This window comes from Legionella sp. 16cNR16C (assembly GCF_021297775.1).
Classification (GTDB): domain Bacteria; phylum Pseudomonadota; class Gammaproteobacteria; order Legionellales; family Legionellaceae; genus Legionella_C; species Legionella_C quinlivanii_A.
Genome location: NZ_JAJTMX010000003.1, coordinates 1275677 through 1297041, shown reverse-complemented (window position 1 = coordinate 1297041; position 21365 = coordinate 1275677). Strand labels below are relative to the sequence as shown.

Below are 21365 nucleotides of genomic sequence, written 5' to 3'. Positions count from 1 at the left end.
GATTGGTATAAATCAGGTAATAATTCTGCTTGACAGAAACCCACAAGCATTAATGAATATTTTAGCCCAACACCCCTTCATTCCTGGAGGCCTTCTTCTCGATGACTTAATCTATAAAATGATTGTGAAAAATTGTCTTGCGAAATTAGAGCCATTATTTAAAAAGTGCCTTCCTCAAGTTGTGGAAGCATGCATTGCCAGCATTCATGACTTCAAACGGTTTGCAACAGGTGCTTCCGCGTACTTGAATGAAGCTTTGGCACTCATAGAGGCTGATGATGAGCTCCGTCTGCGTTTTCTTGAAAACAGCCCCCTGTCGCAAGAAGAGCTTGAAGAATTTACAAGCCAATACCCCTCTTGTAAAGATCAGCTATGTAGCCTGGTTGGCGCATTGCGACAACCAGGTTTTCAATCCTGATAACCTAATCCCCAATTTCGCAGAAGACTCCCGTTCCTGATGGATTGATGAACGCCAGAACAGGCACAGGAATTTCGACTTTCTAAATAAGAGTAAAAATGAATTGCTTCGATGAGAAAAATCACGTCGATATCGCGCACTTGTAGCAAACCCGGTTGTCGCAATGCGCGCCAACCAAGGCTACGCTGCTAATATTGCAAATAAATTATCTTTTCAACGTCATCCTGAACGCAGTGAAGGATCTCCTGAATCTGGCTCAGTTCTAAGCTGTTTGAGATCCTTCGCTACGCTCAGGATGACGTACCTGGGGAGTTACATTTTTTTGTAAACCAAAGAACTAAATCATCATCAAGCGGGTAACTTTTTCCAGGGATAGTTGGTTGATAATTATAGGTTATGCCTTTACCATCGGGAATGTAGCCACGATTAATATACAGTTTTTGTGCAGAACCATAATCTGCATAGAGACCTACACCAATTCCTACCATTTTATATTTTAACGCGGCTTCCTTCTCTGCTTTTTCCATCAGAGCTGTGCCAATACCCAATTTTCTGAAAGCCGGTAATACATTTAAGTCCATTATTTCAGGAATATTATTTTCTTTAAAACCACTATATTGTGACTCCCATTTTAAAGTCACATAACCTGCAAAATGATCTTCCAGATAGGCCACCAAAATTATACGCTTTTGTTTCTGTTGCTCATTCAGATATTGCTCAAATATAGAGGCTGGCTTTCCTGTCCAATTGGATTGAGTAAAGCCCTCAACGATAACAGGAATATCAGATGGTGTTAGCAGCCTTAATGACAAGGAGCGATGCCTTAGAGCTTTCTCCATAACAAAATTGGTGAGTTGACAGCCTCTGATAGTAACACTTTGCTTCTTAATTACTTGAAACCCTCTTTTTTCAAAAAAGGGTTTGGCGGTAATACTGACCTCAGCATATATCCGGGGTACGTTATTTTCTTTTGCCTTTTTTTCTATTGCAGTCATTAATGCAGAGGCAACCCCTTGATTTTGGAATTCATGATGAACATAAAAACAATCGATATGCCCATCAGGCTCAAACTCAGCAAATCCGACTATTGTGTTTTCTAACAAGGCAACGACAGGAGTAATTTTCTCCCATTTCTGCTTCCATCCATTTAATTCCAAGGATGTAGAAGGGGCCCAGGCATTGATTTGCTCCGGCGAATAATCGCGGATGTTGATGTTATGAATTGTATTGTAATAAATACCTGCCAAATCCTGCGCATCATTTTCTTTATATTGTCTGATTGTAATTTTATTCTTCATACAGATTCTCAAAATTTAATATTTTTTAAACTGAAGCGATATGCATAAACAAGGTGATTTTATATCTTTTTTGCTAAGAGGGGTTAAAATCTTAGCTTTTGGCCAAGACGTAGGTCAGTCAATGAATTAGAAGCTGTTGTTTTAGAGTATTAATGGAACATTAACACTGGAACTATGATCTTGATCTGCTTTAAGCATGTTCAGCTGATATCCAAATCGAAGTCTCTCTTCTTCTACTGGCATGGCATCCCGGCGTTATGCAGTGGCTCAAAATAAAGAATATAGAAATTTTTACCTAAAGGTAATACGCATCTGAAAAAAGAGTCCAGGATTGATTCAAATTATAATGCCGGCAATCGCTATCAAAGAGACTCAATGAGATTGTCTGTAACCAGCGCCTGGTGTTATATTCGGTATTCCCTAAGTAAAAATCTAGCATGCAACTTTTTAGCGTGCAGTAACTCGCTTTGTGTAATCTCCGAGCAGTATTCTTAAATGGATTTGAACGATATGATGCAAATAAAAAGATCTTACTTTAGCCAGCTATTAAAGCTGTCACTCGTTTTTTTGATTTTCATACACACATCGTATGCTGATAAAGAAAATTCGCTCACACTGGAAGCAGAGGATCAAGCTGAGGCCCTTTTAGCCGTTAAACTGGAAAACGCTTACTGCTATGGTAAGTATAATTATCACGCTTGCCTGAATCTGATTGCCGGCTCGAATACTCCAGTGGTTTTAACTATAGCTAATCGCTCGACACGAGTTACCGCTTATGGGATTCAAGCTGTCTTGCCTGTAAATATGGGTGTCACCCAGGATGCTTCAAGTTGTGCAATTTTGCCGCCTTTAGCAAGCTGCACTTTACGCTTTCTTCCAGGCATGAATAGCTACCCGCAGGTTTCTGTACCCATTATAGGCACAAATGCTGCCACAACTTATGTTACGATGGAGGTGCTGCCACCCACTACGTTGAGTATCGCCGTAGCAGGCTCACCGCTTGTCATACCTAAAGGTGACAACCGCTCGTTAACTATTACTAATACATCAAATTTTAACGCCTTTGCCATTCATTCGGATTTCACGGGCACAGCTTTGGATGGACAGGTGGTTGAATCAGGAAATACCTGTGCTGTGGTAGCGCCTGGGGCTAACTGCATGATTACCTATACCGCCATTAACACCGTCGTGCCGCCTACAAATTTTCCCATATTCGGAACGAATACCCTTGCGGTAAATGCGGTCATTTCTGTCACCTCCCCTTTTGCCTATGTCACCAACAATGTCCCATCCGGAAATATTACCCAATGTTTAAGGAACTCTGTAACCGGTGAATTAAGCAATTGTAGTGTTATGGGTCCATTTCCTGCCATCAATAACCCCAGCAATATTGTGTTTAATCAAACTGACACACTGGCTTACATTAGCAGTTCCTCGAGTAACGCCGTCACTCAGTGCTCTGTAACTCCCATAACCGGTACTTTAACTAATTGTACAGATTCGGTTATAGGCGGGCTAACCAACTCATCAGGACTAACACTGAACCCAACAGGCTCCTTCCTCTACATTCTTAATTCATCCGGCGCTACTCCCTTAATAAAATGCCCGATTGATGGAGTGGGCATGATTGTTACTGCAGGCTGTGTCAATTCCGGAGCAACACCGCCGGCAGGGCAAGTCCATAGTGGAATTACTTTCAATGCCGCAGGGACACGGGCTTATCTTGTCAATCAGTTCCAGACGACTATATGTAATGTTGATGGCACCGGGCAATTAATCGGCTGTGTTAACCCTCCATCTGCAGCAATTACTTTTGCTAATGGCAGCATGGCATTTTTTAACAATGAAAGCTTTGCCTATGTAGCAGTTACCTCTTTGAATTCGGTTGCCAGATGCGTGGTTCTCAATACCGGAATGCTAACTAGCTGCTTTACCGCAGGAGGGGCAGTTACTAATCCTCAGAATATTGCGATAGATGAGGCTAATAGTCTTATTTACATCAGTGATAACACAAGTGTGTCAAAATGCCGTATCGACCCTGTCACAGGAAACTTTTTTGACTGTATGGATTCAGGGGCAACAAATCTGAATTCACCTGATGGTATATCATTAAATTAATAATAAAAATCAAAAATTTATTTATTGAGGGGGCCTGTGGAAGAGCCTCCTCAAAGTGGTGATTCCAGAGCAGGACTTCTTTTAGAATCTCTTTACTACCAGAGTATTTCTTTATAACCGCCCATTAGCTAATGCGCTCAATACCTCAGTTGCTTTAGTTAAAATACCCTTCTTCTTTTCTGGCTCCATTTTATCCCAATTGAGATAAGCATAATGAAGGCGCTGATTGTTTTTAAGTACGTTTTGGTGTGTAGCTATAAAATTCCAGTAAAGGGAATTAAAAGGACAGGCTTTTTCACCTATCACCTCTGCAGGATTATAAGCACATGATTTGCAAAAGTTGCTCATTTTCTGAATGTATTTGCCACTGGCGGCATAAGGCTTGCTCGCCATCACCCCGCCATCAGCATACAGAGCCATCCCCAGAGTGTTTGGCAACTCCACCCATTCATAAGCATCCGCATACACGGCTAAATACCACTCACAGACTTCTTTCGGATTAATGCCTGCCAAGAGCGCAAAATTACCGGTAATCATCAAACGCTGAATATGATGAGAGTAGGCTTCGACCCTTGTCTGCCGAACGACTTCTTTCATACAAAGCATTTGAGTGCGCTCTCCCCAATATAGAGAGGGCAACGGCCTGGATGCATTAAAATAATTTTTGTCTGCATAGTCAGGCATCAAGAGCCAATAGATGCCACGGACGTACTCACGCCATCCCAGAATTTGACGAATAAAACCCTCAACGGCATTCAAAGGAGCTGTTTTATTTTTCAAAGCGTCTTCTGCCATGCGGCATAATTCCAAGGGCAACAGGAGCCCTGCATTCAGATAAAAGGATAATCTGGAATGGTATAAATTGACCTCATCAGAGCGCATGGCGTCCTGGTAATCACCAAAAAACGCTAAACAATGTTCTAAGAAGTAGCTGGCCTCCTCCAGAGCCTGCTCACGGGTCACGGCAAAATTAAACGGCTGCAATTGGCCGAAATGATTGGAAAATTCTTTTTCCACCAGGCTTAAAACTTCTGAAGTCATCTCATCTATAGGATGCACCATTCTGCTGGGAAATGTTTCAACATGATTTGCATTTTTTCGATTTTGCTCATCGTAGTTCCAGCTCCCTCCCACCGGCCTGTTCTTACTTTCAATGAGGATCTCATGCTTTTGACGCATCATGCGGTAGAAGTATTCCATGCGCAGTTGCTTTTTGTCTTTTGCCCATATTTTGAACTCATCCAGTGTGCATAGAAACCGAGTATCTTCATGAATGACGAGGGGTATCGGCATTTCCTTTTTTAATGTTTCCAATTTTTGAAGAACACGCCATTCTCCAGGGTAAGTCACATGCACCTCGGAAATTTTTTCTTCTCTGATGGCTCGATACAGTTCATCCTCAAAATTGCCAGTGTTGCCAGCATCGTCATATTGGGTATACCGAACGCGGTATCCAAGCGCTTTTAAACGCTTTAAAAAATGGCGCATCGCTGAAAACAGAAAAGCAATTTTTTTAGGATGGTGAGCAACATAAGTTGCTTCTTCCATCACTTCGCAAAGAAAAACCACATCATTGCGCTTGTCGATTACTGTGAGAGAAGAAAGCGATTCACTTAATTGATCGCCCAAAAGAAAACACAGTCTCGTCATGACACATCCTGAACTTATACTTTAAGCTTCGGTCGAACAGAACTTAAGCCGCCATCTACTGCGAGCACCTGCCCGGTGATCCAATTGTTTGAGGGGTTTAAAAAAAACAAGATAGCGCTTGCTATGTCCGCTGCCTCTCCAATTCGCCCTAAAGCATGCATGGCAGTCGATGCCCTGGCAATCAATTGGTTACTCAGTAATGACTCCGTCAATGGCGTTTTGACCATCCCGGGTGCCACAACATTAATGCGGAGATTTGAAGAGGCATAGGTCGCTGCTGCTGATTGTGCGAGACCAATAACCCCTGCTTTGGCCGCTGCAATAGCCTCATGATTGGCCAGTCCCGTCAACGCTGCTGCAGAGGCAATAAGTACTACGGAGCCGCCATGCGTCATTCTCTTTCCCGCAGCATGGACAACTGCAAATGATGTGGTCAAGGATGCGTTGATTGTTTTTTGGAACTCCTCATAACTGGTCGTATGAGCACTTTTGATTAATAAGGAGCCTGCGCAATTAACTACCCCATCCAGAGGCCCTGCCTGCTCAAACACTTTATCGACTGCACCGAAGTCAGTGCCATCAAGTATAAAGTCAGGAGTGATCTTTTCTTTGCTTTGTGCTGTTGTAAAAACCTCATCACCCTGCTTTTGTAAAAGCTCGGTTACTGATTGACCAATCGCGCTGCTTGCTGCAATAATGAGATATCGGGCCATAGAATTTGTGCGCCATTAGTGCCAGGAAGGCACCTACTATGAAGGATAGTCTTTTTGACTTCAAGTATTCATGAGTAATTTGTTTCAAGGACTGCGATGAAACTTATAGTGCTTTTTTTCTTAACGATGCTTTGTATTTTCGTATTGGATATGATTTGGCTGGCGTTCCTCGCCAAATCGATTTATGCAAAAAATATCGGCATGTTATTGCGTACATCGGGAGGGGAAATGGCGCCGGTTTGGTGGGCGGCAGTTGTAGTTTATGTGTGCATCACTCTGGGTATCCTTTATTTTGTTATTCCTAACGCCCAGGGCAATTACGCGCAAGCTTTGCTCGGCGGAGTAATGCTTGGTCTTGTAACTTATGGGATTTACGACTTTACTAATTATTCAATCCTTGCAGGCTGGCCATGGAAAATAACGCTAATCGATTTTATCTGGGGAATGGTCCTGTGCGGACTGAGTAGTTTATTTGCAGTCTTCATTCAGAACCGATTTCTTTCTTGAACCAGGGAAAAAACATGGGCGTTTGTTTTTGGTAATCAATGTATTTTTGACCCCGTGATTGTATGGAACCTCTTTCTGTCATCAGGCCCGTTATACGCGTAAAAATAATGTATAGCATTAAAGGAGAAAGTAAGCCTAAGTACCCTAAGTTGGACTGTATCGCAAATAATGCGAATCCCATCCAGACCAACCAGTCAAAAAAATAATTAGGGTGGCGAGAATAACGCCATAAACCTGCATTACAGACCTCCCCTTTGTATTGGTTTTTAAATCGCTGCAGTTGTAAATCTGCCAGAGTTTCCCCCATGATTCCTAATGAAATTATGCAAATAGCAATGCTGTCTATCCAGGTTAAATGGGTTAATTCTGATTCGCTTATCAGCAGAAACACACTTGAAATGATAAGAATTAAAAGTCCCTGAAGTTGGAAGTTAATAAAGAATCCAAATGAAGGGTTTATTTTCCAGGTACTGCTGAGCTCAGTATAACGCTTGTCTATATGACCTATTCTTATGCGGGTGTACCATAAGTAAAATGCAAGACGTAATGCCCATAAAATGAGAAAAGAGCTAATAATGAAAGTACGAAAACTGAAAGACCTGAAGCTTAGATAAATCAGCCCTGAAACCATTAGTCCTAATGACCAGGCAACATCAACAACAGAGGGGTTTTTTAAAATACGATACAATCCCCACATCAGACTCATTTGAATAAACAGATATATTATTACAATACCAAGTGAATACAACATTCCTTATCCTTAAATCCAGAGTTCTCTATTCTAAACAGCGTTTCAGTTAAATTTAGCCTATAGCATTCCAGAAGCAGCCACAAGTTGTGGCAGGAAAAACTTCCAGAGCCTTCTTTTGAAAACGCTTATCCATGCACATTCAATAATTTGTATTAAAATTAAACATACTGGTTTGTTGTAATTCGGTGCAGTATGGCTGAAGTTGAAAATAAAGGAGCTCTTCCTCCGCCGGGTAATTTTCAAAAGTCGAAGTTCTATGCTTTTTATGAAGAAAGCCCCTGGCTTAAAGCCTACTTAAACTTCATATACAACAATAGCACCCGCGCTTTTTCCTTTGGCAATCGTTTGATGGCATCGGTGGTGTTGGCACCGGTTGCCTTGCTTGTCTATACTGTTGCGGCTGTAGCCACTGTTCTGGGCGCCTTCAGTTTTCTACTCGCGGCAACCCCCTTTTCAATTTTTAAAGGATTTAAAAGTTTATTCGGAAAATCCCAGCAAGCTCCTGAGGTCAGGGAGTTAAAAAGCGCTGAGGAACATCCCTTACTTGAACCAGAAGAGCCAGAAGAAATCAAGGGGGAGGAAATTGCTCCGGCGGAAACACTCTCTCAGACCGAGTCGATTTCTTACAGTGAATCGACTGATTCATTGAGCGATGACTTATCAGAAGTCAGTTTAAGCAGCGATGATGATGCAGAAACCAAGCTTTACCCAGCCCCTGATGCGCTTCCCATAGAAGAAGCACAAGATACTTCTTTAGTCATGGAAGATGACTCGAAGGTTGTTGAGGACGCCCCCCGCTTAAATAGTGCAGAAGTTCAGGAAAACCCGGCACCTTCCCCAGAACCAGTAGTATCTCAAAGCACCGACTGGTTTCATCAATTTAAACAAAATAATGCCAGAGAGAAGAAGAAAGCACCTGCTCTTGACGAGTATCAGGGAAATACAGTTCCCAATCCACAAACCACTAGAACCACGAAGGCAATTGGTGTTTTTGCAACATCGGAATGCACACAGCAGATCATACAAGCTATAAATGGAGAGAATACCGACAAATTTGTCACAAAAGAATTACCCGCTGAACCGATTCCTTCAAACATCGGTACACAGCAAGTGCTGAACGAACTGGAACAGCGCATGCAGGTTCTGGAGCAAATGAAACATCCCAATCCTCCCTGGACTTACAAACGTCTTGAACCTGAAAATAAAAATGAAAAAGTGATAATTAAAATCGATTACGATCCGAACTATAAGATTACAGAAAAGGATATCAAGCATAAGAAGATCGTCTCACTCGCCACCCGCAAACTCAGTATTGTTGGCGGAGTTTTGACCATGCTGGATTCTTCCGGTTTTATCACCAATGATCCCGCCGCCAAAGATCAGATTCGTAAACACTTGGTCGCCTTATCTAATGACATCATTGAGGAGGCAAGGCTAGGAACACCAAGAAAAACATCGATGAATACTTTCATTAACAATTTAAATGCAGACATTGCTAAAAAAGCGAACATTAAAAGTGAGCAGCAAATAAAAAAAGAAATTTTACGTCCTATTCGCAAAGCGGAACGTTATTTTGTAGCCGAGCATAATCAGAATCGCGTTCTGATGGTTGTTACCCATAAGAAAAATGGAACAAAAGTCATTCAAATCGATAATGAGTTCAATCATGAACTGACCGCAGAACAGAAAAATGAATACATGAAAATTCACAATAAAAACAAGCAACCCGACTGGTTCCAACGACTTCGTCCTGAAGAAAAAGACTGGTATTTGCAGCGGATCCCTACTCCCACCGATTCTGCTGCGGAAGAAAAATGGATTAAATTCAGCACGTTTTTTAAATCTTCAGCAATGCAACATACGCCAGGACTATCCAACGCCCGTGCCAATTATTTGCTCCTGCAAAAAAATGATTCTTCAATTAAAACCATTTCAGCGAGCATAAAATCCGGCACACCGGTTTCCTATGAGATGCAAAAAGATAACCGGGAATCGCAATCACTTTTAAATGTGGAGCAACTGCTGGAAAAATCGATTCAATTAGCTAAATTCAATTCTGAATCCTTATGGGGCGACTTTTTCCAGGATGAACCAAGGCCTCCTACCGTCATACTATTTCAGTCCTTATTAAGTGAGAAAAATCTAAGCGGGCAAGCCGACCAATTTTTGATTGATTCCCAGCGAGAAGCCATTGATAAAGTCGTTGCCCGACATGCGAATGATTCGTCCATTGAAATTCTTTACCATAATAATGCGACCAATTCATTACGGCATCCGAAATTTGGACAGGAATCATCTGCCGATCAGGAAATTCTACGCCAGAAATCCAGAGAGTTTGTGCGCCATGTTTTTGATATAATTGATAAACGCACTCCCCTGTCTGAAAACGGTAAAGCCCTGATCCAAAAATTCTGCGACAATAAAAAACCCTTGACCAGGGAAGAGCGTGAAATGCTCATCTCTATGATCAATAGTAATCGCTATGGACTCAATCAGGATCAAAGACAAAATCTGGTTATTATGGTTGCCGTCGAGGAAAAATTCAGGCTCTTGAATAATGCCCCCACCAAGCTCTTAGGCGCCGATCGACGTAATAAGGAAGAATATAAAATTGCCTTAAAAAAAATGATGGTCGAAGCGATGGGGGGTGTTGAAACCAATAACTGCAAGAGTGGCAAAGACAGAACCGGGCAAAGCGCTGCTTATCAGCACGCACTGAGTTTGATAGCCGAAGCGCAAAATGGCGAAATTCCAGCTTATGATGCCACTGGAGCTGAGCGCGAGGCACTTTGCGATGAAGCGGCGGAATTGAACAGCTCGATGATGATTCAGGAGGCTGCTGCGATGAACACCCCGGGATCAGTAGGAACCAAAGCCCCGGTTATTGCTGATATTATTGACGCCCAGTTTATTCGAAATAATTTTAAAACCTTACATCCAGTAGGCTGTGATTTAGCAGGTTTAAATAAATGCAAAACACATAAATCAGATGAGGAAAGCGAACAGGCTCAGGTTAAAGCTCTGGATAAAAAAGGCTCACCGCGCCAGGAAGTGTCTTATGGTAAAGCACTCCCTGGCTAATGATTAAGCGAATGCGACTCGCAAACCGACCATAAATAAATTGGCCTGAGGCTTATAACGACCCCGGAGAAATTCACCAGATAAGGGTTCTTCCGCGCTTTTGGTCACACTATCGTATTGTGTAAATTGATAGGTAAAGAGAAGTTCCTTATTAGCAGAGAGTTTATTAGCCACTCCCACTTTGGCACTTATACCAGTTAACCATTGCTCAAAATTCCCGGTAACCCCTGCATTACCAGCCGTATTGGTAGAATCGATTTTGAACTGGCTGCGGGATACGCCAGGGCCTGCAAAAATACGGAAACTTTCATTATAATGATATTCCGGTAAGGCGAAGAGGCTAAATCCATAATTTAGCTTTTCCTTTGCCAGCACTGACTCATCAATGAACCAGTTATTAATGACATGCCTTGCCCGCCCGGTAAATAAATCCGCATCGCCTTCAATCGCTATACGGACCTTTTCAGTGAATAACAAATCATAGGCAACTGCAAGCTGGCCATGAAAACCGGTATAGGCATGACGATAGCTCTCAGACGTTGTAAAGGGATCGCCCAAAGGATACGTTAAATCTTTGTCGATATTGACTGCGTTAACGCCTAAATTCAAAGCAGCGGACCAATTAGCATAAGCATTTAAACTTACCAAACTTAACGCAACTAAAATAAATTTCTTATTCATAATGACCTCGTTTATAAAATACCAGGGATTGTGATCAGATTGGAGGTTTCGCTGATGCCCCCGCCTTGCCTTATCACCGTAATAGAAACATTCACTTTTCGCGGCGTTACAATATTTGTGACAATAAAGCGACGATGCAGGCCATCCAGTGTAACAATTGAATTAGGCAACCCATTGGCAACCAGGCCTGTAATAAAACGTGGATCCAGACCGGCATAATAAATGAAGGCTTCACTGCGATTCATTGGATTGCGTTCAGCCTGGACCAAATTAAGATGAGTCGCGATGCTAAAATTATTAAATGAAATATTAAAAAAACTGCCAGTGGACGCCTTAACCATAATACGAGCGGTCGTGGTCGCCAGACTGGGAACAAACACGTTAGCTATACCGATATTAAGTGTTCTTTGCGCCAAAAGATAGGGATAGGTGACGCCCCCATCAATAGAAAGAAAAATATCCACAAACTGAGCATTCACGGGCGGCAAGTTGGTATTAGCGACACTCCACATGACCGGCTCAATCGTATCCCCCAGGAAGCTTATACCGGGGTTTGTGGGATGAGTGACTACAAAGGGACCTGCCGCTGTCGTGGTTGTCACATTCACATCGGTGTAGGCATTGCATGAACCATAGGGATTATTTGCCCGAGCCGTGACTCTGAATTTCAAGATCCTTGATACAGAGGGAATAACCTCCCAGGTGAAGGGCCCATTATTCGCTAAAGACACCAGATTAGGAAAAAATCGAGTGGGCGATATTGAGGGATCAATGCTTCTGAAATTGGGACCACCGGTTGCCGAACTGACAGGGGGCTGAACCGAGACCTCATTATTCATTTGTTCCCAGGTATAAGTTAACCAATTACCCGTTGGATTAGTGGCTGAAGCAGTTAAACTAAAGGGCGTATTGGCTGGAATGATGTGATTTCCATTAGTATTGCTTATGAGCGGTGCTGGAAAAATTGGCATTTTAACTGCGCAGGTATGCGTTGGCTGTGAAACGAACTGTCCGATTTCCTGTAAGCTGATGCCATTAAAATAGGCGCTTGAATTCGCCTGCACATTGGGAGCGCAAATCCCTGCATAACCCATAATGGTGCTGCCGCTTCCTGGCTCGACTGCTGTCGGAATATTGCGTTCGCAACTATTATTCTGCACATGATTTGCTCCAAACTGATGGCCTATTTCATGAGCAACATAGTCCACATCGAAAGGATCACCAATAGGATTTTCCTGGCCTGTTGCACCCTGTGCCTTTTCAGCCGGATCACAAACACTGCCAAGGCTTGCCAATCCACTGCCAGAGGCATCGACCACATGGCCAATATCATAATTAGCCGAGCCAATCACCGCATCCACATTGGTCTGGTTTTCTTCAATCAAAGCAGAAGGATTGCCATTGGTATAGGGCTGATTATCCGGATCCGTATAAATAATGGCCGCATTATTTGCGACTAATTGCAGTGTGATAGCAGCGTCACGTTCATAAATTCCATTTACACGATTGACCGTTGTGACTTCACCCGCCAGTGCCTGAGCGACTGTACCCCCGTAAAAAGCAGTGTATTGCGCCGTTGCTGCCATTGCCAGACGATATTTCCTTAATTCACAAGTAGAAAAATTGGCAAAAGACTTAGTCGTTTGCAGTGGCTTACCCTGCCCTGACACACCGCATTTAGTTCGCTTGTTTGTCCTAAAATCTCTCTTATAGTAGACCATGTAATATTGCGTATTATCTTTTTCCAAAGGATCAATAAAAATACTGTCCTTACCAGGAGTCAGGATCATGGCGTGAAAACCGTTAGGGGTAATATCCAGTTTAACCAGCTCGCCTGAATTATCAGGGCTATAAGCATCATAAGTTTTAATTTCTGGAAATTTAGCAGCTAGATCAGGTGCCATAGTCGAATTTTCAACCAGCTTATACTGCCGGTTCTGGCCATTGGGATGAGGGAGTTCGATGACGAGCGCTTTACTACTTGATAAATTATCGCGATGCGGAGCAGGTGCCAATTCGGAGTAAAGCGATTGTATATCAATTTTAACTAAACGATAGTGTCTGGCATGAATAGCCGGGTTCGCAGCAGACGCTAAGGAAGAATCCACATCTTCTCCGATGCGAATCGTCGATTGCGCAAATAGAGTCGCAGAAAATAATACCAGAAAAGCAGTAATTAATGTCCGTATCATTGCTCTTACATCCTGTTAAGATTATTTCGAGCGTGAGACTATATCAAGCTACTCATTGATTCTCAAATAAATTTACCCTCAATGGTAGCTTTTTAACATGCTGAGTTGACTTTTCTCAGGTACTGCGGCAATTTACCTGGTCTTTGCGACGCTCGCAAAGACGGTTTTAAAACCTGTCATTTCCGCGCAGGCGGAAATCTATTCCTGATTCGGCACAGTGCCATGTAAAAATGAATTTCCGCCTGCGCGGAAATGACAAAGCTGGACACCCTGAAGGGCATAGATTGCTCAAATCGATAATTAAAATCCTGGAAAATTTATCCCTGGCAAAGTCATTTTCTTTAGCAGGCTCTGAGTGTCCGCAAAATTCGCAGAGGGCTCACGCTGGCAATCAGCACTATTTGCCAAGGCGTCTATATCTGATTTTAAACCGCCACTAAAAAACATATCCGCCAGCTTAAACGCACAAGCCGAGCTTTCCACTATCAAACCGTGCCCGGCATAGGGATGTTCCCAGAATAATGATTGAGGAATAAGCTGATGCATTTCGCGCATCGCCTGAATTGGCGTAACCGGATCAAATCGTCCGCCCCAAATAAAGACAGGAACATTCAGCTTTCTAAGTTCCTCAGCAAAAGCCATCGGTTTACGGTGTTTTTCAAATGCTCCGCAGTCGCCAAAAGAGGAAAAATAATAGGCATTGGCATCCTGGTCAGCTGAGTAATCCCATATTTCTTCGCAAATAATATGGCGCGACATACCCGTCATCGGAAAATCATGCTGACTCCCTATTATTTTCTCAGCTTCTTCCCTGGAGCCAGTATTCAGAAGTCGCTCCAGAAAAATGCGCGTTGCTCTGGTGCGTCCTTCATAACCATAACTGTAGCTAAAAATAGTACGAAGAACAGCGGATCTCAGATCGCTGTATTTTTGAATCACCCGGTCATATAAATTACTGATAGCCTCATCACTACGGATATATAAAGGCATAAATTGCTGCCGGGCAATATCAATGGCCTGGCTGTCATGAAATGCTGAATCTAATATCATCGCCTCAATGGATTGTGGATATTTTATTGCATACTGCTGCCCTAAGAAGGTTCCATATGAAATTCCATAGACAAACCATTTACCGTCCTTTCCCAAAAGATCCTTGCGAATAGCCTCTATATCATCAGCAGTTCTGCTCATTGAATAGATACCTTCTTCATACCAGGCCTTCCAGGCAGAAAGAGGTCGAGTACAACCCAGACCCCGGTGATCAAAACCGACAATATTCATTTTTTTGTCGAGTTTAGTGTTATAGAAAAGCTCAATCAGATTATGATCGCCGCCAGGCCCGCCATTGATAACCAAAAGAGTGGGTTTTTGCGGGTCAAAGGAATGAAGAAGCTTATAATACACCCGAATCAGACCCGCAGTATCCTTTCGCTGTTCGGCACGCAACTTGGTAACAACGTAACGATCTTTTGCACCTGCAGAGGGACAGGTTTCTGTTTTGGCAGTTGAAGTGAATGACAAAGAGTAAAGCAGTAAATAGAGATAAATCTGAAAGTTTCTCATAGAGTGCATGTCAGGCATAAATCGATTACAGCATTATATAAACAAGCGCCCCTTTCTCAAACAACTCATTGAAAATTAAAATCTCCCACTCTTTAAGGTTTTTCGCTCATCTGAGTTTGAATGTCGGGCGAAAGCGCCCGACCTACGCTTAAGATTTGTATCAATTATTTCATTGAAAGCGTGGAACCAGCTTTTTCTTCATCAGAGTCGCTGTCAGCAGCAAAATCAAAGCAAAGAAAACTCTCTGTAATATTGCCGCCTACAGGAGCAGTAATCGTGATTTCACTGCTCATTGACTGCAAAAGTTCATTCCTTTTTGTGAACATTTTTTCCATTTGCTCGGGGGAAGTTTTTTTGGAAACTCCAGAGATATTACCAACGGAAAACTGTACATTGCCAGCAACGGGCTCTGCTATTACCCGTTTATGTTTAACACGTGGCTGTTCTTGTGTTTCCTGTTCAGTTTTACTTTCTACAGTTGTACTTTCATTAAATTTTTTCTCTATTTTTAAATAACTCATAGCTTCTAACCCTTTTTTAATAAACAAGAACAATGGTTACTTGTACAAACAAGTGGCACCAAAGCGGCTTATTTTAGATGAAAATTGTGTGAAGGGAAGAGTAATCTCATATTTCAAACATTGAAATTTATTGGCTGGTGGTTTGTCGCGACCGGTGAAAAATAGAATACAAGCCGGGTAGAACCAGTAAGGTTAGAAAGGTTGATGAGATAATGCCGCCGATAACTACTGTCGCCAATGGTCTTTGCACCTCAGAACCGGTTCCGGTTGCTAAAGCCATTGGCACAAACCCCAGAGAAGCGACCAGAGCGGTCATGAGAACCGGTCTGAGCCGCGCCAGGGATCCTTGCAGGATGGCTTCTTTTAAACTGAAGTGTTTTTGCTCGCGCAGTTTATTAATAAACGTAATCATAACCAAACCATTAAGCACCGCAACCCCGGATAAGGCAATAAATCCGACACCTGCTGAAATGGACAAGGGAATATTGCGCAGCCACAGGGCAAACACACCGCCGGTTAAAGCGAGAGGGATCCCGGTAAATACCAGTAAGGCATCGCTGATTCGGCCAAAACTCATAAATAGTAACAGAAAGATACCGAGCAAAGTGATTGGAACAACCAGTTCAAGCCGTCTTGAAGCAGATTGCAACTGCTCAAACTGGCCTCCCCAGCTAATCCAGTATCCACTGGGTATTTTGACTTTTTCATCAATACGTAACCTTGCTTCATTGACAAAGGAGCTCAGATCGCGATTCCTGACATTGGCAGTCACGACGACGCGGCGCTTCCCACTCTCGCGGCTAATCTGATTCGGTCCTTCGCTGCGTTTCATGGAAGCTACTTCACTTAAGGGAATAAAATGCCGCTCATTGTCTTTGGCAAGCGGTAAGGGGATGAATATTTGCCGCAATACATCGGGATCTGAACGTAAAGTCTCGGGTAGACGGACGACAATATCAAAGCGTTTATCACCATCAAAAAACTCGCCGCCTTTTTTTCCACCAGTCGCTATGACAATGGCATCCTGTACGCTTCCAATCTGCAACCCATACCGAGCGAGCGCATCACGATTAATTTCTACGGTTAACAGCGGTAAACCGCTCACTTGCTCCACTTTGACATCTGCGGCACCGGGTACTTTTTTGAGTTCAGAACTGATTTGCTCACCAATTTTCAGCAAGGTTGGCATATCGTCGCCGAACACTTTCACTGCGACATCACTTCGAACGCCTGAGATTAACTCATTGAAACGCATTTGTATGGGCTGCGTAAATTCATAATTATTACCGGGAATTTTTTTCAAGGCGCGTTCCATTTCGCCTACCAGAACCTGTTTGGGCTTCTTGGGATCAGGCCATTGCTTGCGGGGTTTTAACATAATGAAGGTATCAGCAACACTGGGCGGCATTGGATCAGTCGCTACCTCGGCAGTACCCAGCTTGGAAAATACTCTTTTCACTTCAGGAAACTGTTTGATTCGCTTTTCAACCAAATCCTGCATGGCAATAGCCTGGGTTAAACTGGTTCCAGGGATTCGCATCGCATGCATCGCAATATCGCCCTCATCAAGGCTCGGAATAAACTCGCCCCCTAAATTGTAAGCAATAATAATACTGATCAGTACCAGAATTGCCGCAGCGCCGATGACCAGTTTTCGCGCTTCAAAACAATAGCCAAGCGCTTTAGCATAGGCACCCGAGAGATGACGGACCAGCCAGTTTTCTTTTTCCTGAATACGCCCGCGAAGAAATATGGCTACAGCGGCTGGAACAAAGGTTAAAGCAAACAGCATGGAGGCCATGAGCGCAATAATGACCGTTTCCGCCATCGGCAAAAACATTTTTCCTTCCACGCCGGTCAAGGTTAAAATAGGCAAATAGACAATGGTGATAATGAATACCCCAAAAATACTGGGTCTGATAACCTCAGTCGTGGCAGCGGAAATGACCTTAAGCCGCTCTTCGAGAGTCAGAATGCGATTGAGCGCATGCTGTTCTTCACCCAAATGCTTCATGCAGTTTTCAACAATGATGACTGCGCCATCCACAATCAATCCAAAGTCCAAAGCCCCAAGACTCATTAAATTGGCGCTGATTTGGTTACTGACCATTCCGGTGATGGTCAGTAACATCGACAAGGGAATAACTGTCGCGGTGATAAGCGCTGCTCGAATGTTGCCTAAAAATAAAAACAGAATGACGCAAACCAGCAACGCCCCTTCCAGAAGATTTTTCCTGACGGTGTCAATCGTCGCATTGACGAGCAGAGTACGATTATAGACCGTAACTGCTTCTACCCCTTCTGGCAGCGATTTGTTAATCTCAGCCATCTTCGCAGCAACTCGCTCGGAAACACTGCGGCTGTTTTCACCCATCAGCATAAACACAGTTCCCAGGACCACTTCCTTGCTGTTTTCAGTCGCAGCGCCGGTGCGTAACTCCTTCCCTAACCCGACTTCGGCCACATCACGAATACGCACAGGCGTGCCCTCGAAACTGGCAATTACAATATTTTCAATATCGGCAAGGCTTTGCACCTGCCCCGGCACACGAATTAAATTCTGTTCGCCATTGGTTTCAATGTAGCCTGCACCGACATTGGCATTGTTGCGTTGCAGAGCCTCCACCACATCACTTAAACTCAGACGATAACGAACCAGCTTCATTGGATCCGGAGTGATATGAAACTGCTTTTCATAGCCCCCGACAGTATTTACTTCGGCAACTCCTTCCACATTACGCAGCTGTGGTTTGATGATCCAGTCCTGAATGGTACGAAGTGCGGTGGGATTATAAAGCTGGCTTTGCAACGTATTGGGTTTATTCGTCACCGTATACATGAAAATTTCACCAAGGCCAGTGGAAATCGGACCCAGCGTGGTTTCTGCCTCGGGCGGTAATTTATCTTTAACTTCGCGCAGCCGCTCATTGATCAATTGACGCGCGAAATAAATATTGGTTCCCTCTTTAAAAACCACAGTAACCTGGGATAAGCCATAACGGGATAAAGAACGGGTATAATCGAGATTAGGCAAGCCGCTCATTGCCAGCTCAACCGGAAACGTGATGCGCTGCTCAACTTCGTAGGGGGAATAGCCGGATGCCTGGGTATTAATCTGCACCTGAACATTGGTAATGTCAGGCACCGCATCAATAGTGAGGCGCTGAAAATTGTAAACTCCAAGAAACACAATTGTTAATGTGAATAACAACACAAACCAGCGGTGTTTCAGAGAACCCTGTATAATTCTTTCAAGCATTCCTGTCCTTTATTCAAAATGCCTAATGGTCATGGCTCGCCCCTTCCTTGCCAATTTCAGCTTTCAGAAAGTAGCTGTTCTGACTTACATAATGCTGACCCGCATCAAGGCCTGAAAGCACTTCGACCCATTGATCATCCTTTTCTCCCAGCGTAATCGGGGCGGCTTCAAAATAATTTCCCTGTTGCACAAATACCACATCCTGGCCGTTCATCTGCTGGATAGCGGAAAGCGCCACCGCCACAGGCACTTTTTTTTCTTTAATAATAATTGCACCATTCACATACATTCCAGGTAACCAGGAGCGATTTTCATTCGGCAGTATGGCGCGGGCAAGTGTGGTTTGGCTGTCCTCAATCCCCAGAGGTGAAATATAAGTCAGAGTGGTAACTGCACTGGCATTGCCGTCATCGCCGCTGACAATAACCTGCATTCCAGGCTTAACCAGCGAAGCATCCTTTCGATACAGGGTAAAATCAGCCCAGACATTGGCGAGATTGGCAATTTCATAGATAGGCTTGGTATCCTGCGCCAGTTCACCATTGGTTGCATATTTTTGCACCACAGTTCCGGCAATAGGCGACTTGATAGTGTACTCCTGCAAACTTTCATTGCTCTCAATAACAGCCAGTGTATCGTCTTTCTTCACTTCCTGGCCCAGATTTTTAGTCAAGGACTTGATAATTCCGGAATAACGCGCATAAATGGGCGCGAGGGTATCTCGATTTGGAACTATTTTCCCGTACACTTTTAAGCGTGTTTTTATCGTTTTTTCCTGGGCTGTAGAAAGCTTAATCTCGGCAGCTTTAAGCAGTTCGGGCATAATTTTTATACGCCCTTCATAGGTCGAATAATGCCAGCTGAACTGTTTATCCTGCCATTGCAGTTGAACTGCGACATCAAATGAATGAGGCTCTGAAATGATTTCCTGGCTTTGTAGAAAGTTGTCGATGGGTACAAAACCGATTTTCTCTTTCCTGCCGTTAAAACGAGTTAATTTCACACTAAGGACCGCCTGCTTTGGGGAAATCAACTTACCATTTTCATAAAGATAGGCGCGAAAATGAGGAGGCATCGCTCTTTCAAAAATCAAAAGCTCCACTGTGATGGCTCCCTGCTTCAGCAAATGTCCACCCTGCGGCCCTTTTTGTGGCGTATTCGCCCATAGCAATGAATTGAATGCAAAAAAAATAATCAGCAGGCTGATTTTAATTAATCTCATTGGCTTTCCTTAACCGGATTTAATCCCAACAGTCCAGTGAGTTGAATTAAGGCTTTATGGTATTCAGCATGGGCCTGCTGGTAATGGCGCTCTTCATCATACAGGCTATTGAGTGCAATGGATAATTCCGTATAGGAATACCGCCCCATCTGATAACCTTCCTGAGCCAGTTTGATCGATTTTCGCGCCAGAGGCAATAAAGAGCGAGTGACGACATCAGCCTCATATTGATTTTGCTCTGCCAGCAGAAATGCGTTGTACACATTTTGACGAAGGTCCAGGCCCGTTCCCTTATACTGGTGAGCCGCTTGAGTATATTGCGCTTCCGCTGCAACAATTTTTCCCTGATTACGATTATAAACCGGCGCTTCAGCAAAAACAGACATTACTGCCGCATTGCTGCCGTCATCAGAAAAATGACGTCCTCCTAACTGAACATTCAAATCAGGCCATACCGATTTTTTAGTCGCGGTAATCCCGGCACGTTTGGCCTGTAACTGCAATCTCACTTGAATCATTTGCGGACTCTGGGGGATCTTTTTCTTTAAATCGGACCAATTCAGGGTAATCCCGGGCAAGCCTTTATCCACCAAAGTCTGATCAACTCTTAACTGCTCACCCAGCAAACGCGCCAGTTTGGCCCGCTGTATTAAAGTTTCCCTCCCGGCTTTTTTTTCCTGGATAACCGTTTCCCCTAAGCGAATCTGCGCTAAACGCAGGTCAAGCTCCGCCCCTGCCCCTGCTTTTACCCGCCGTTCAATAGAATCGACAATATTCTGATTCAGACGAATCAGTTTTTTGGTTACCTGATGCCATTGATTGGCATAGAGCGCATCCACATAGGCCACACCGACAGCAGCATAGAGTACAGTCTGCTGAACTTTGATCTGCGCCAGTGAAGCCAGATAGTCCGCATAACTTGCCTGCTTGAGATAGCTCAGTCTGCCGCCCAAGGGAATAGGCTGGGTGATCGAAGCCGTGGTTTCCGCGGCCTCGTAACTGCTGTAACTGCCGGAACCGCCAAAATTTTCTGCAGTCAGGGTTAATTGTGGATTGGGATATAAACCGCTTTGAATAAAATAGCCTCGCATGGCATGGGCTTTATCAATTTCGACCTGTAACTCTGGATTATTGCGACAGGCAATCGCCAAAGCCTGCTTGAAGGTGAGGGTCGATGCAGCCAGTGTCTGATTGAACAGAACAGCTATTGAAACGCTTAGCCCAAAAAGAAAACGCATCACTTCCCTTATTTATTCGCGATTGATACCTATCCTTTTAATCTATCGCAATTCTGATGCGAATATCAAACCCCGGGATTATCTGTTTGGCTTTAAATAGTGTCGTTTCCGCGTAGGCGGAAATCCATCTTGCAAACAAAGTTAGGAATTACC

15 protein-coding genes are annotated in these 21365 nt (G+C 43.6%); 4 read left to right on the top strand and 11 right to left on the bottom strand.

Annotation, left to right across the window (positions count from 1 at the left end; translation table 11 throughout):
- Positions 1–418 (top strand): hypothetical protein (locus LXA66_RS15805; RefSeq protein WP_233013935.1); only part of this gene is annotated, 418 nt, incomplete at its 5' end.
- 290 nt (positions 419–708) lie between these two features.
- On the opposite strand, the gene LXA66_RS15800 is transcribed toward LXA66_RS15805, so the two are convergent.
- Positions 709–1716, bottom strand: coding sequence for a GNAT family N-acetyltransferase (locus LXA66_RS15800; protein WP_233013934.1), 1008 nt, complete (start codon positions 1714–1716; stop codon positions 709–711).
- Positions 1717–2226: 510 nt separating this feature from the next.
- Here LXA66_RS15800 and LXA66_RS15795 point away from each other — a divergent pair.
- A complete protein-coding gene (locus LXA66_RS15795) occupies positions 2227–3834 on the top strand; it encodes a lactonase family protein (protein WP_233013933.1) in 1608 nt (535 codons plus the stop codon).
- A 111-nt stretch (positions 3835–3945) separates the two neighbouring features.
- Here LXA66_RS15795 and LXA66_RS15790 read toward each other — a convergent pair whose 3' ends face one another.
- Positions 3946–5484 carry a cryptochrome/photolyase family protein gene (locus LXA66_RS15790; RefSeq protein WP_233013932.1) on the bottom strand — a complete coding sequence of 513 codons (1539 nt, stop codon included), beginning with the start codon at positions 5482–5484 and terminating at the stop codon, positions 3946–3948.
- 14 nt (positions 5485–5498) lie between these two features.
- Positions 5499–6197 carry an SDR family NAD(P)-dependent oxidoreductase gene (locus tag LXA66_RS15785; protein WP_233013931.1) on the bottom strand — a complete coding sequence of 233 codons (699 nt, stop codon included), beginning with the start codon at positions 6195–6197 and terminating at the stop codon, positions 5499–5501.
- Positions 6198–6293: 96 nt separating this feature from the next.
- Between LXA66_RS15785 and LXA66_RS15780 the strand changes: the two genes are divergently transcribed.
- Positions 6294–6704, top strand: coding sequence for a DUF2177 family protein (locus LXA66_RS15780; protein ID WP_233013930.1), 411 nt, complete (start codon positions 6294–6296; stop codon positions 6702–6704).
- Here LXA66_RS15780 and LXA66_RS15775 read toward each other — a convergent pair.
- On the bottom strand, positions 6679–7452 hold the full coding sequence (locus LXA66_RS15775; protein WP_233013966.1) for a DUF1295 domain-containing protein: 774 nt from the start codon (positions 7450–7452) through the stop codon (positions 6679–6681). The genes LXA66_RS15780 and LXA66_RS15775 overlap by 26 nt on opposite strands.
- A gap of 195 nt (positions 7453–7647) precedes the next feature.
- Here LXA66_RS15775 and LXA66_RS15770 point away from each other — a divergent pair, with 195 nt between their 5' ends.
- Positions 7648–10536, top strand: a complete 2889-nt coding sequence (locus tag LXA66_RS15770; RefSeq protein ID WP_233013929.1) for a hypothetical protein — start codon at positions 7648–7650, stop codon at positions 10534–10536.
- Between the two features lie 3 nt (positions 10537–10539).
- Here the strand turns inward: LXA66_RS15770 and LXA66_RS15765 are convergent, their stop codons facing one another.
- The 7 genes from LXA66_RS15765 to LXA66_RS15735 all read right to left on the bottom strand — a co-directional run bounded on the left by LXA66_RS15765 (position 10540) and on the right by LXA66_RS15735 (position 21212).
- Positions 10540–11217, bottom strand: coding sequence for a porin family protein (locus LXA66_RS15765; protein WP_233013928.1), 678 nt, complete (start codon positions 11215–11217; stop codon positions 10540–10542).
- A gap of 11 nt (positions 11218–11228) precedes the next feature.
- On the bottom strand, positions 11229–13409 hold the full coding sequence (locus tag LXA66_RS15760) for a reprolysin-like metallopeptidase (protein WP_233013927.1): 2181 nt from the start codon (positions 13407–13409) through the stop codon (positions 11229–11231).
- A 300-nt stretch (positions 13410–13709) separates the two neighbouring features.
- Complete coding sequence (locus tag LXA66_RS15755) at positions 13710–14972, bottom strand: alpha/beta hydrolase (protein WP_233013926.1); 1263 nt, start codon at positions 14970–14972, stop codon at positions 13710–13712.
- A gap of 164 nt (positions 14973–15136) precedes the next feature.
- Positions 15137–15493, bottom strand: a complete 357-nt coding sequence (locus tag LXA66_RS15750; protein ID WP_233013925.1) for a hypothetical protein — start codon at positions 15491–15493, stop codon at positions 15137–15139.
- A 127-nt stretch (positions 15494–15620) separates the two neighbouring features.
- Complete coding sequence (locus tag LXA66_RS15745; protein WP_233013924.1) at positions 15621–18752, bottom strand: CusA/CzcA family heavy metal efflux RND transporter; 3132 nt, start codon at positions 18750–18752, stop codon at positions 15621–15623.
- A gap of 22 nt (positions 18753–18774) precedes the next feature.
- A complete protein-coding gene (locus LXA66_RS15740; protein ID WP_233013923.1) occupies positions 18775–19974 on the bottom strand; it encodes an efflux RND transporter periplasmic adaptor subunit in 1200 nt (399 codons plus the stop codon).
- Positions 19971–21212, bottom strand: a complete 1242-nt coding sequence (locus LXA66_RS15735) for a TolC family protein (RefSeq protein WP_233013922.1) — start codon at positions 21210–21212, stop codon at positions 19971–19973. The genes LXA66_RS15740 and LXA66_RS15735 overlap by 4 nt, the downstream gene beginning before the upstream one ends.
- Positions 21213–21365 lie beyond the last annotated feature (153 nt).

Coding starts and splice junctions, on each gene's coding strand:
- LXA66_RS15735 (WP_233013922.1), bottom strand. CDS start 21,212: ATGCGTTTTCTTTTTGGGCTAAGCGTTTCAATAGCTGTTCTGTTCAAT.
- LXA66_RS15780 (WP_233013930.1), top strand. CDS start 6,294: ATGAAACTTATAGTGCTTTTTTTCTTAACGATGCTTTGTATTTTCGTA.
- LXA66_RS15755 (WP_233013926.1), bottom strand. CDS start 14,972: ATGAGAAACTTTCAGATTTATCTCTATTTACTGCTTTACTCTTTGTCA.
- LXA66_RS15790 (WP_233013932.1), bottom strand. CDS start 5,484: ATGACGAGACTGTGTTTTCTTTTGGGCGATCAATTAAGTGAATCGCTT.
- LXA66_RS15795 (WP_233013933.1), top strand. CDS start 2,227: ATGATGCAAATAAAAAGATCTTACTTTAGCCAGCTATTAAAGCTGTCA.
- LXA66_RS15760 (WP_233013927.1), bottom strand. CDS start 13,409: ATGATACGGACATTAATTACTGCTTTTCTGGTATTATTTTCTGCGACT.
- LXA66_RS15750 (WP_233013925.1), bottom strand. CDS start 15,493: ATGAGTTATTTAAAAATAGAGAAAAAATTTAATGAAAGTACAACTGTA.
- LXA66_RS15745 (WP_233013924.1), bottom strand. CDS start 18,752: ATGCTTGAAAGAATTATACAGGGTTCTCTGAAACACCGCTGGTTTGTG.
- LXA66_RS15785 (WP_233013931.1), bottom strand. CDS start 6,197: ATGGCCCGATATCTCATTATTGCAGCAAGCAGCGCGATTGGTCAATCA.
- LXA66_RS15770 (WP_233013929.1), top strand. CDS start 7,648: ATGGCTGAAGTTGAAAATAAAGGAGCTCTTCCTCCGCCGGGTAATTTT.
- LXA66_RS15740 (WP_233013923.1), bottom strand. CDS start 19,974: ATGAGATTAATTAAAATCAGCCTGCTGATTATTTTTTTTGCATTCAAT.
- LXA66_RS15765 (WP_233013928.1), bottom strand. CDS start 11,217: ATGAATAAGAAATTTATTTTAGTTGCGTTAAGTTTGGTAAGTTTAAAT.
- LXA66_RS15800 (WP_233013934.1), bottom strand. CDS start 1,716: ATGAAGAATAAAATTACAATCAGACAATATAAAGAAAATGATGCGCAG.